The following is an 11,632-nucleotide window of genomic DNA, read 5'->3' as shown; positions in this document are numbered from 1 at the left end:
CTGGCTTCTCTTTTTGCGGGCGGGTCGGGGTACAACGCGGGCGGTGGCTCCTCGCGCTCGAATCATTGGGTACTCCCTGGTGCTGGTGATGGTCGCGGCCTGCGGGCCGTGCGGCTTCCAGCCCGAGCCGGGCGTGAAGGTGGTGGTGCCGGCGATGCCCACCACGCTCGACTGGAGCCACTCGGATCCGATGAGCTGGGTGAACTACCCGGTGATGCTCGCCACGCAGAAGGGGCTCACCACGCTGGGCCCGGACCACTCCGTGCGGCCCGGTCTCGCGGAACGGTGGGAGCGCGTGGCCGACGCTTCCGGGCGCGAGGTCTACACCTTCCACCTGCGCGCGGATGTGAACTGGTCCGATGGTTCGCCTGTCACTGCGCGCGACTTCGTCTTCGGCTGGCACCGGGCGCTGGTGGGCCGCGAGCGCGGGGAGATGGCGGACCTGGAGGGCGCGGAGGAGGTGCTCGCGCTCCTGGAACGCGGGGCGCCGACGGCGGAGGTCCAGGCCGCGTTGTCCCGCGTGGGCGTGGAGGTCGTGGATGCGCGGACGCTGCGCGTGACGCTGGCGCGGCCCCGGAGCTACTTCCTGGCGCGGCTCGCGAACGTGTACCTGTTCTTTCCCGCGCCGTCGGTGGACCTGGAGGGGAAGTCGGATGAGGCGGTGCGCGACTACTTCGACCGGCCGCGCGACGGGCGTCCGCTGGCGGTGGGCCCCTATCGCGTCGAGCGCTGGGACCGCGCCGGGGAGCGCGTGCGGCTCGTGTACAACCCGCTGAGCGCGTTCCCTCCGCCCATGGCGCCGGGGGAGAAGCCGGCGCAGGTGCTGACGCTGATGAAGTCGGAGATCGGCCCGGCGCTGTATGAACGCGGGCGCGTGGACTTCGTCTTCGTGGACAGCGCGGCGGCGCTGCGGGGGATGCGGCCCGCGGACCTGAAGCGCGAGCCCCTGCTGTCCACGTACTTCCTGGGCTTCAACACGGAGCGGCCGCCGCTGGATCGGCCCGAGGTGCGCCAGGCGCTGGCGCGGGCGCTGGACCGCGAGGCGCTGCTCTCGGGGTTGTTGCCGGCGGCGCGCGCGACGAACGTGCTGCTGCCCCCGGAGTTGCCGGACGCGGCCACGCCCGAGCAGGCCGCGCGACTGCCCCACTTCGAACCGGAGCGCGCGAAGGCGGAGCTGGCGGGGGTGAAGGGCCTGGATCGGCCGCTGCGGCTGGTGGTGAAGGCGGGGGATTCGTTTGTGCCGGAGGAGGCGCTGGCGGAGCGCATCGCGGCGCAGCTCGCGCGGGTGGGCGTGCAGGTGGTGGTGGATTCGCGTTCGGACTTCTCCGCGGAGGTGGCGCGGCGCACGCCCCAGGGGGCTCGGGCGTATGACCTGTACCTGCGCCGGTTGGGCGCGGACTACGCGCATCCGAATACGTTCTTCACGCTCTTCGAACGGCAGGGCAATCACCAGACCGGCTGGGAGACGCAAGGCGGTGGTGAACCGATGCAGCGGTTCGAGCAATTGCTGGAAGCGGCGGACGGCGACGCGGATGCCGCGCACGCGCGCGAGCTGTACGCGAAGGCCCAGGAGGTACTGGTGGGCGAGCAGGCCGTCATCGCTCCGCTGTACCACCCGGACCGGTACTTCCGGGCGCGGGCGCGGCTGCACGGGCTGGACGTGGATCCGTTCAACTTCCTCGCGCTGCGCGCCCTGCGGCTGGGCCCGGATGAATCGCCCTCGGCCCGCGTGGAAGGGCAGGGGCCCTAGCGCATGCGCCTCATCGCGACGCGTCTCGTGCGGCAGCTCGTGCTCGTGCCGGTGGTGGCGGTGGCCTCGTACTACCTGATGGCCGCGCTGCCGCTCACCACGGAGAGCGACACCAAGCGGCAGGTGTCTCCTGAGCTGGCGGCGTCGTACCAGCGCGACCTGGGCATCGGAGAACCCCTCGGTTTCCTTCGCCCCTGGCAGAAGCTCTTCGCCGGGGAGCGGTTGGGCACCAGCGCGCAGGGCATCACCGGGGATGAGCTCCTGCAGAAGCTCTCCGGCAGCGTGGGCGTGGGCCTCGTCGCGTTGCCGCTGGCGCTCGGGTGGGCGCTGGTCTTCGCGCTCCTTCGCACGCGGTGGCGGCGCGGACGGTGGGCCGTGCTGGGCGATGCGCTTCCCGCCATCGCCTTTGGCACCCCGGTGTTCATCCCCGCGCTGCTGCTCGCCCCCTCCGTGGTGGAGCGTGGGCACCTGCTGCCGGAGCTGTGCGCGGCCATCGTCATCGCCATCTGGCCCGGCACCTTCCTGGGCACGCTCGTGGGCGACGCGCTGGAGACGGAGCTGTCGCGCGACTACGTGCGCACCGCGCTCAGCAAGGGGTTGGACCCTGGCACCGTGATGCGCCGCCATGTCCTTCCCAACGTGTGGCCGGCGCTCCTGGACGCGGTGACGCCCGTGGCCACCGCGCTGCTCGCGGGCTCGTTCGCCGCGGAGCGTGTCTTCGGCCTGCCCTACTTCGGTCAGCTCTACGTGCTCGCCGTCCTCAACAAGCAGGTCGCCGTCGTCGTCGTGTCCACCACCACCTTCGCCACCGTGCTCGTCGTCGTGAGCCTCACGGTGGAGCTGTTGCGCGTGCTCGTGGATCCGCGCGCCCGGGAGGCCCGCGCATGAAACGCGTTCCCCTGCGTGCCTGGGTGGGCCTTGTCCTGCTCGTGGGGCTGGGCGTCCTGAGCCTCGTGGCCGGCCGCCTGTTCCCCGAGTCCCTGGCGCGGACCTGCCCGCTTGGCTGGGACCTGAACCGCCCCGACCGCAGCGTGTGCGAGCTGGCCTTCGGTGGCTTGTGGGTGTCCCTGGCCGTGGGCCTGGCCGCGGGCGCGTTCTCCACCGTGCTGGGGCTGGGCGTCGCGGCGCTCGCGCGGCTGTCCGGCGGGGTGACGGAGCAGGTGCTGCTGCGCGCGGTGGATGCCGTGTTCGCGCTGCCGGATGTGCTCGTGGTGATGGTGCTGCAGCTCGCCGGCCAGTCGCTGATGGACGCGGGCCTGGGCGGGGGTCTGGGGCCCTTTGGCTTGATGGTGACGTCCCTGGCGCTGGTGGGCTGGGCCGGCCCCGCGCGCATGTTCCGGGACCGCCTGGCCACGCTGGAGGGCCAGGAGTACGTGGCCGCCGCGCGCGCCCTGGGCGGTGGTGGCGTGCACGTGCTTCGCGTGCACTTGTGGCCCCTGCTGCGGCCGTTCGTGCTGGCGGTGTTCTTGAGCCGCCTGCCCAGCGCCATCCTCACCGAGTCCACGGTGAGCTTCTTCGGCATCGCCCGCATGGAACCCATGTCCCTGGGGCGCTACCTGGGCACGTCCTACGCGGCGCTCATCTACGAGGGCGGCGGCCGCGTCGTTCTTCCCGCCTGGGGGCTGCTCGTCCTGCTGGTGCTTGGCGCCTCGCTCGCTTCCCAGGCGTTGGGGGGAGGTTCCCGTCGGCAAGTGTGAGGAATGCAGCACATGGACGCAAAGGTTCCCTACGAACGGAAACCCCTTTGCCCCTTGGTGAACACCATGTCCCTCCCCACGGAAGAAATCCCCCTCTCGCCCGCCCGTGACGAGCGTCCGCGCGACGACGGACTTCGGAAGGAAGCCGTTCGCCACTCCGTGCTGGTGGTGGAGGACGACGCCGCCCACCGCGAGCTGCTGGTGGAGATGGTGAGCCAGTGGGGCTACGACGCCATGCCCGTTGGCAGCGCGGAAGAGGCCGAGTTCGCCGTGCGCAACAAGCGCATGGACGCGGCCATCGTCGACGTGTTCCTGCCCGGCCGCAGCGGCACCACGCTCATGTCCAAGCTTCGCGAGCGCTTCCCGCAGGCGGTCCTCATCGGCGTGAGCGCGATGAGCGACGCGACCACCGCGCGCAAGTGCAAGAGCCTGGGCGCGGACCTCTTCATCGGCAAGCCGCTGAACCCGGAGAAGCTGGCCACGGCGCTCAAGTCCAAGCACCACAGCTGGCACTGACGCCGCGACGCTGAAACAGCGAGGGAGCGGGTTCCGGTTGCACGCCCTGGCCGGACGGTCGATGCTCCCCGTGTGAAGAACCTCGCTTCCGGCTTCCTGCTGGCCATGCCCCAGCTTGGAGACCCGAACTTCTACCGGTCGGTCATCCTGATGATCGAACACGGGGAGACGGGCTCCATGGGGCTCGTCGTGAACCGGGGAGCGCCCCTGACGCTCGGTGAGCTGGCGCGCGGTCAGTCGATGGAGATATCGGCCGACCGCGTGTCGCAATCGGTGTACGTGGGCGGCCCGGTGGAGCCCCAGCGGGGCTTCGTCCTGCACGACGACGCATCCGTGACGGAGAAGCACGCCGTCATGCCCGGCCTCTTTCTGAGCGTCACCCTGGACGCGCTGGGCCCCCTGCTGCAACGGACCGAGCCGCGCGTGCGCTTCTGCCTGGGGTACGCGGGCTGGGGTCCCCGGCAGTTGGAAAGCGAGATCGCCGCTGGCTCGTGGCTGTATGCCGACGCTACGGTGGACGCGGTGCTGGGGACAGAACCGTCGAAGCTGTGGGATGCCACCCTGCGCGGCCTGGGCGTGGACCCGGCCATGCTGGTGATGGGAAAGGGAATGAACTGATGCTCGACGCCGAGACGCTCCGCCGTTACCTCCTCGAGGCCCTGCCGGGCTCCGAGGTGGAGTTGAACGATACGACTGGCACGGGAGACCACTTCGAGGCGCGCGTGGTCAGCCCGGCATTCATGGGCAAGACGATGGTGGAACAGCACCAGCTCGTGTACGCGCCCCTGCAGTCGTGGTTGAAGTCCGGCGAGCTGCATGCGCTCGCGCTCAAGACCTATTCGCCCGAACAGTGGAAGAAGCTCGGGCCCCGCTGAAGCAAGGAGCAACGTTCCATGGATGAGACGCTCAAGGCCCATTTCGACCAGACGGTGAAGTCGCACCCCATCGTGCTCTTCATGAAGGGCAACGCCCTGTTCCCCCAGTGCGGCTTCTCCGCGCGGGCGCTCCAGATTCTGCAGCCCCTGGGGCCGGTGCACACGGTGGACGTGCTGGCGGACCCGCTGGTGCGCCAGGGCATCAAGGACTACTCCAACTGGCCCACGATTCCGCAGGTCTACATCCACGGTAAGTTCGTGGGCGGCTCGGACATCCTGGCGGAGCTGGCCGAGCGCGACGAGCTGCAAGGCCTGGTCGCCGCCGGCGGCAAGTAGGCGCATCACCCCGAAGCAGGGGGGCGTGCGGGCCCGGGGGAGACCCGGGCCCCGTCCCCCGCTTAGGATGGGCGGCGGTCGCCTAGAGGGGTTCCGCCGCCGTGCTCACCGTCACACCTCCTGATTCCAAGCCGCAGGACGAGTCCACCGAAGTGCCGGGAGTTCCGGTCGCGGGAGGTACGCCACCGCCCGCGGCGAACGTCGCCGTCGCCACGTCCGCCGCCGTCGTGGACCCGGACGACCTCGTCAGCACGGACAAGACGCCCACGCTGGTGGACCGCGTGCAGGCGTTCCGCGCCAAGTACGAGAAGCAGGAGATGGCCCTCTTCTTCTTCGCGGGCTTCCTCTACGACGTCCTCACGCTGAGCCCCATCGACGACAAGCAGACGGAGGTGCAGAACTTCGTCTACCTGGCGTTGCTCGCGGGCCTGCTGATGCTGGAGCAGCGCTACGCGGAGGGCGCGGAGCCGCCGAAGCTGCTCGCGAAGGTCTGGCGCTTCCGCGAGGACGCGCTGCACTTCCTCCTGGGCAGCCTGCTCAGCGCCTTCACGCTGTTCCTGTTCAAGAGTTCGTCGGGCCTCACGCCCCTGTTGTTCCTCGCGGGCATGTTCTCGCTGCTGGTGGCCAACGAGCTGCCGCGCTTCCGGCAGTTGGGGCCCGTCATCCGCGTGGCCCTCTTCAGCCTGTGCGTGACGCTCTACTTCGCGTCGCTGCTGCCCGTGCTGCTGGGCCGGGTGGGGTGGTGGATCTTCACGCTGTCCGTGGCGCTGGGCTCCGGCAGCATCTACGGCATGCTGCGCCTGCTGAAGCGCTGGCGTCCGGATGAGAAGGCGCTCCTGCGCACGGTGGCGGTGCCGGGCTTCGGCGCGCAGGCGGCGCTGCTCGCGTGCTACTTCCTGGGCGTGATTCCGCCGGTGCCCCTGGCGGTGCAGTACAGCGGCATCTACCACCAGGTGGAGCGGCTCCGGCCGGAGGAGTACGGCATGTCGGGCCTGTACCGCCTGACGTCGGAGGAGCGGCCGTGGTGGAAGGTCTGGACGCTGTGGCACCGCGGTGATCAGGACTTCACCGTGCGGCCCGGCGAGCAGCCCATGTACTTCTTCCGCATCTTCGCGCCCAAGGGCTTCGAGCGATACCGCGTGCGCGTGCGCTGGTACTTCGACCATCCGCAGAAGGGCTGGACGCAGCAGGGCAATGGCTTCCTGGCCACGGTGAGCAGCAACGGCACCGAGGGCGGTTATCGCTACTACGCGAAGCCGGGCACCACGCCGAAGCCGGGCGACTGGCGCGTGGTGCTGGAGACGGAGGACGGGCATGAAATCAACCGCCTGGGCTTCACCGTCACGCCCGACACGCGCACCGAGCCACGCCCGACGGTCCAGGACATCTCCGAGCTGAAGGTCATCAAGCCCGTCCGCCTGGAGGAGTTCGAGAAGGCCCATCCGCGCGCGGCTTCGAGCCCCTTGTCTGAACCGCCGCCTCCCGCGCCGGAGCCGGCTCCGCCCGAGGCGGCTTCGCAGTAGCGCTCCGTCGCGACGCGGGCGTGGGGGGCCACAAGGCCTCGCGACGCTCGCGGCTTCCGCCCCCCACTGTCCGCCTTTCGTCGTTACCCCTGTCTGGGGACGCGATGGCGTGCGCGGGGCGCCTGCCTACGATGGGGCGCACTCGCAACCGACAATGGGGGGCCTCATGCTCCGTACGTGGCGTCTCGCGGTCCTGGCCGCATGGGCCTTCACGGCGGCCGCCAGGGCACAGGCCCTGGACCCCGCGGTCTCCGGGCAGTGGTCGGCCGTGCAGACCTGGCCCTACTCCGCGGTGCACACCCACCTGCTGCCGACCGGCAAGGTGATGTGGTTCTCCGAGTTCGCGGACGGTGACAACCCGCACCTGTGGGATCCGCAGACCAACGCCCTGACGGCGCTCCCCAAGGCGGGCTTCAACATCTTCTGCGCGGGGCATGCCTTCCTCCCGGATGGCCGGTTGCTCGTCGCGGGGGGGCACATCGCGGACGACGCGGGGCTGCCCTACGCCACCCTCTTCAATCCCTTCACCAACACCTGGACCCGGCTGCCGAACATGAACGCCGGCCGCTGGTACCCCACCGTCACCACGCTGCCCAACGGGGAGCTGCTGGTCATCGGGGGCGCCAAGGAGGACACGAGCAAGAACCTGGTGCCCCAGGTCTGGCAGCCGTCGAAGAACGCGTGGCGCACGCTGAGCGGCGCCAGCCTGGAGCTCATGTACTACCCGTGGATGTTCGTGGCGCCCAACGGCAAGTCGTTCATGGCGGGGTACTGGAAGCCCTCGCGGTTCCTCACCACCGACGGCACGGGCGCGTGGACCTCCGGGCCCCGCACCCAATACGCGCACAGCCGCAACGCGGGGAGCGCGGCCCTGTATGAGCCGGGGAAGGTCGTCATCACCGGAGGCGACAATCCCCCCACGAACCACGTGGAGGTCATCGACCTCAACGCCGCGACGCCCGCCTGGCGCACGGTGGCCCCCATGCGCTACGTGCGCCGTCAGCACAACAACACGCTCCTGCCCGACGGGACGGTGCTCGTCACCGGTGGACACAGCGGCCCCGGGACCGACAACCCCCGGTTCCCCCGCTACGAAACCGAGCTGTGGAACCCCACCAGCGAGACCTGGACCGAGCTGGCCCCCATCTCGGCCTATCGCGGCTACCACTCCACGACCCTGCTCCTTCCGGATGGACGGGTGCTCTCCGCGGGCGGTCGCGGCGTGCGCACCCAGCAGGTGTTCTCTCCGCCCTATCTCTTCAAGGGGGCCAGGCCCACCATCTCCTCCGCGCCCACGTCGGTGGCCTACGGCGAGAACTTCCGGGTCACCACGCCGAACGCGGCGCTCATCTCCAAGGTTTCATGGATCCGGCTGGGCTCGGTCACGCACGCCTTCGATGAGAACCAGCGCTTCCAGTGGCTGAAGTTCACGGCCAGCAGCGGCGCGCTCACCATCACCGCGCCCACCCAGGCGAACACGGCCCCACCGGGCCACTACCTGCTGTTCCTGCTCAACGCCAACCGGGTCCCCTCGGTGGCGAAGATCATCCGCATTGGTGGGACGTCCACGCAGCCGGACCCGGATCCTCCGCCCGGCACCGGCTACACCGCGGTGGCCTTCGGTGCGGAGTGGAAATACGAAGACGGCAACGTCGACCCGGGGGCTGGTTGGACGGCGCCCACCTTCAACGACGCCGCCTGGAAGAAGGGGCCGGCGCAGCTGGGCTATGGCGACGGCGACGAAGCGACAGCGCTGAGCGCGAGCACTCCGCGCCAGCCCAGCGTCTACTTCCGCCGCAAGTTCATGGTGCACGGCATGGTGGACCAGGCCCGGCTCAAGGTGCTGCACGACGATGGCTTCGTCGTATGGCTCAACGGCACCCAGGTGTTCTCCAAGCTGGTGAACAACACCGCGCACGGTGCCTATGCCCAGGGCTCCAGCAGCGACAACGCGATGGCCGAGGCCACCGTCCCGGGGGCCCGCTTCGTGATGGGGGAGAACACGCTGGCCGTCATGGTGAAGCAGGCCAACGCCACGTCCAGCGACCTCTCCTTCGACCTGGAACTCAAGGTCACCACCCAGGGCAACGCGCACTCCTCGCTCGTCCTCGAAAGCCCCAACGGGGGAGAGACGCTGCGCCCGGGAAACGTCCAGACGCTGCACTGGATGAGCCATGGCTCGGACTTCCACACCTTGCGGCTCCAGTTCTCACCCGACAACGGGGCGAACTGGACGACCGTCAAGACGGGCATCTCCGACACCGGTTTCTTCGATTGGACGGTGCCGTCCACGCCGACGTCGCAGGGCCTGCTGCGGGTCGGGGATGCGATGCGGCCGGACATCTTCGACCAGACCGACACCGCCTTCACCATCTCCACGAGCCCGAGGTTCCAGGCCGTGGGTTTCGGCGAGTACTGGACCTTCGATGACCGCGGCGTGGATCCGGGCAGCGCCTGGATGGCGCTCGGCTTCGACGACGGCGCGTGGCGGTCGGGCCCGGCCCCCCTGGGGTATGGGGCGGGTGACGAGCACACGGTGCTCGACAAGGCGAACCCCAGTCAGCCGAGCCTCTACTTCCGAAAGAAGCTCACCCTCGCGGAGGCCATCCGCTCCGCCAACCTCCGGGTGCTGCACGACGACGGCGTGGCCCTCTGGGTGAACGGAAAGCTCGTCTACTCCCGGTACATGGAGAACGGCTTCGCCCACGGCACCTTCGCGAGCGGCGTGCTGAAGGAGCCGGTGATCAGCACGGCCACCTTCGATGGCGGCCCCTTCGTGGTGGGCGAGAACATCCTCACGGTGATGGTGAAGCAGGCGAACGGGGCGTCCCATGACGCCGCGTTCGACCTGGAGCTGAACCTGGAGACGCGGTAGCAGGGGAGGGCGCGGCGTGGCTACGTGGGCGGCGCCTTGAGCAGCGTCACCTGACCCAGCAGCACCGGGACGGCCGTCTCCACGCGCAGGATGCGGGGGCCCAGGGAGAAGGGCTGGAAGCCGTGGGCCTCCAGCAGCTCCGCCTCGAAGGGCACCCAGCCTCCGTCCGGCCCGATGGCGAGCACCACCCGCCGCGCCTCGGCCACGCCCACCGCCTGCAACGGCTGCCGCGCAGGTGGGTGGGGGAGCAGGCGCAGCCCTTCGGTGCCGAAGACCGCGTCCAGCTCGTCCTCGACGAAGGGGCGGAAGCGCTCGCGCACCAGGACCTCCGGGGCGCGCGTGTCCCGGGCCTGCTCCAGGCCCTGGAGGAGCAATTCGCGCACGAAGGCCGCGTCCAGCACCTTGGAGTCGAAGTAGCTCTTCTCCACGCGGGCCGCGTTCACCAGCACCACCCGGTCCACGCCCAGGGACGCCACTGCGGGCAGCACCTTCTTGAGGGCCTTGGGGCGGGGGATGGCCAGCAGCAGGTCCACGCCGGCGCGGGGCGGTGGGGCGTCGGTGAGGGTGACGCGCAGGTGGAGCAGGCCGGGGGCGTTCTCCAGCACCTCTCCGGTGCCGGTGAGGCCGTCCAGGCGGCCCACGCGCAGGGATTCGCCGGCCTCGGCCTTGAGGACGTCGCGGGCGTGCTGGGCGCGGCGCCCGGTGAGCCGGGCGGTGCCATCCGGCTGGAAGTCCTCGTCCAGGAGCAGGAGCAGGTTCACGGTAGGCCTCATGTAGCCGTTCCCGGGCGGGCGGGGGAGGGGGCGCCCTGTCTGTCGGTGCTCGGGCCCTGGCCCCGGGCCGTCCGGGCGGAGGCGTGATAAAGGGCCGGCGTGCGTTCCTTCTGTGTCCGTTGCCTGCGTCCCGAGAGCGCGTGTTACTGCGCGCACGTTCCCCAACTGGAGACGCGCACGCGCGTGGTGTTTCTCCAGCATCCCCGGGAGCGGCGCGTGGCCATTGGCACGGCGCGCATGGCGCACCTGTCGCTGCCCAACTCCGAGCTGCACCGGGGCGTGGACTTCACCGGCCACGCCCGGCTGGAGGAGCTGGCCCGGCACCCGGAGCGCGTCGCGGTGCTCTTCCCCGGCGAGGACGCCATCTCCGTCGAGGATGCCCAGGCGAACCCGCCGGAGACGCTCATCGTCGTGGACGGCACGTGGCCCCAGGCGAAGAAGGTGGTGATGCGCAACCCGCTGCTCGCCAGCCTGCCGCGCATCGGCTTCGTGCCGCGCCGCCCGAGCAACTACCGCATCCGCGCCGAGCCCGCGGACCACTGCGTCTCCACCATCGAGGCGGTGGCGGAGATTCTGGGACAGCTCGAAGGCCGCCCGGAGCACTTCGACCGGATGCTGGGCGCGTTCGAGTTCATGGTGGACACGCAGTTGGAGCGGCAGGAGACGCGCGAGGGCCCGGGCCGCCGCCGCATCTACAAGGGCGAGTGGCGTCCGCCGCTGGAGCTGCGCTCGCTGGCGGAGGCCTCCGAGCGCCTGGTGCTCTTCTACGCGGAGGCCAACGCGCACCCGCTGGAGGCGGACATCCCGCCGGAGCTGGTGCACCTGGTCGCGTGCCGGCTCGCCACCGGGGAGCGCTTCGAAGCGGTCATCGCTCCGGAGCAGCCGCTGGCCTACAGCACGCCGCTGCACGTGGAGCTGTCGGAGGAAGCGCTGCGCGCCGGTGAGCCCCGCGCGGAGGCGCTCGCGCGCTTCGAGGCGTTCCTGCGTCCAGAGGACGAGCTGACGGTGTGGACCACCTTCGCGTTGGACTTGTTGTGGAGTGGCGGCCTGTCGCGCAAGGCGGCGCGCAACGTGCGGCTCGCCACGGCGCGGGCGCTCAAGGGCAAGGCGGGCGGGGTGGAGCAGGCGGTGGAGATGCTCGAGGCTCCGGCGGTGACGCCGTGGGCGCAGGGCCGCGCGGGCCGCCGCATCGCCGCGTTGGAGTCCGTGGTGCGGGAGCTGGTGGCGCGGGGACTGGCGACGCAGCCTCCCGCGCGTCTGCCTCGCACCGGCACGGAGGGCTGAGCC

General features: G+C 70.4%; 11 protein-coding genes. 10 read left to right on the top strand and 1 reads right to left on the bottom strand.

The window, feature by feature from the left end; all coding sequences use genetic code 11:
* The first annotated feature begins 88 nt into the window (after positions 1-88).
* The 9 genes from OV208_RS33515 (at position 89) to OV208_RS33475 (ending at position 9,572) form a co-directional block, all read left to right on the top strand.
* Positions 89-1,750: a peptide ABC transporter substrate-binding protein gene (locus tag OV208_RS33515; protein ID WP_267577993.1), complete on the top strand. Its 1,662-nt coding sequence runs from the start codon at positions 89-91 to the stop codon at positions 1,748-1,750.
* A 3-nt stretch (positions 1,751-1,753) separates the two neighbouring features.
* Entirely contained in the window at positions 1,754-2,638 is an 885-nt protein-coding gene (locus OV208_RS33510; protein WP_267577992.1) for an ABC transporter permease subunit, read from the top strand.
* Positions 2,635-3,447 (top strand): ABC transporter permease subunit, encoded by an 813-nt coding sequence (locus OV208_RS33505; RefSeq protein WP_267577991.1) that lies wholly within the window; start codon positions 2,635-2,637, stop codon positions 3,445-3,447. The genes OV208_RS33510 and OV208_RS33505 overlap by 4 nt, the downstream gene beginning before the upstream one ends.
* Before the next feature lie 66 nt (positions 3,448-3,513).
* Positions 3,514-3,963 (top strand): response regulator, encoded by a 450-nt coding sequence (locus OV208_RS33500; RefSeq protein ID WP_267577990.1) that lies wholly within the window; start codon positions 3,514-3,516, stop codon positions 3,961-3,963.
* A 72-nt stretch (positions 3,964-4,035) separates the two neighbouring features.
* Positions 4,036-4,581 carry a YqgE/AlgH family protein gene (locus tag OV208_RS33495; RefSeq protein WP_267577989.1) on the top strand — a complete coding sequence of 182 codons (546 nt, stop codon included), beginning with the start codon at positions 4,036-4,038 and terminating at the stop codon, positions 4,579-4,581.
* Positions 4,581-4,838, top strand: coding sequence for a BolA family protein (locus OV208_RS33490; RefSeq protein WP_267577988.1), 258 nt, complete (start codon positions 4,581-4,583; stop codon positions 4,836-4,838). Before OV208_RS33495 ends, OV208_RS33490 begins: the two co-directional genes overlap by 1 nt.
* Positions 4,839-4,856: 18 nt before the next feature.
* The gene (grxD, locus tag OV208_RS33485; protein WP_267577987.1) at positions 4,857-5,174 is read left to right on the top strand and encodes a Grx4 family monothiol glutaredoxin; all 318 of its coding nucleotides are present in this window, start codon (positions 4,857-4,859) and stop codon (positions 5,172-5,174) included.
* A 101-nt stretch (positions 5,175-5,275) separates the two neighbouring features.
* Complete coding sequence (locus tag OV208_RS33480) at positions 5,276-6,697, top strand: DUF2914 domain-containing protein (protein ID WP_267577986.1); 1,422 nt, start codon at positions 5,276-5,278, stop codon at positions 6,695-6,697.
* A 166-nt stretch (positions 6,698-6,863) separates the two neighbouring features.
* Positions 6,864-9,572 carry a galactose oxidase-like domain-containing protein gene (locus tag OV208_RS33475; RefSeq protein WP_267577985.1) on the top strand — a complete coding sequence of 903 codons (2,709 nt, stop codon included), beginning with the start codon at positions 6,864-6,866 and terminating at the stop codon, positions 9,570-9,572.
* A 20-nt stretch (positions 9,573-9,592) separates the two neighbouring features.
* On the opposite strand, the gene OV208_RS33470 is transcribed toward OV208_RS33475, so the two are convergent.
* Positions 9,593-10,333: a 16S rRNA (uracil(1498)-N(3))-methyltransferase gene (locus OV208_RS33470; protein WP_267578062.1), complete on the bottom strand. Its 741-nt coding sequence runs from the start codon at positions 10,331-10,333 to the stop codon at positions 9,593-9,595.
* A 111-nt stretch (positions 10,334-10,444) separates the two neighbouring features.
* On the opposite strand from OV208_RS33470, the gene OV208_RS33465 reads away from it, so the two are divergent.
* Positions 10,445-11,629 (top strand): tRNA-uridine aminocarboxypropyltransferase, encoded by a 1,185-nt coding sequence (locus OV208_RS33465; protein WP_267577984.1) that lies wholly within the window; start codon positions 10,445-10,447, stop codon positions 11,627-11,629.
* Positions 11,630-11,632: the final 3 nt, after the last annotated feature.

This window comes from Corallococcus sp. bb12-1 (genome assembly GCF_026626765.1).
Lineage (GTDB): Bacteria > Myxococcota > Myxococcia > Myxococcales > Myxococcaceae > Corallococcus > Corallococcus terminator.
This window is presented reverse-complemented; position numbering and strand designations above follow the sequence as displayed.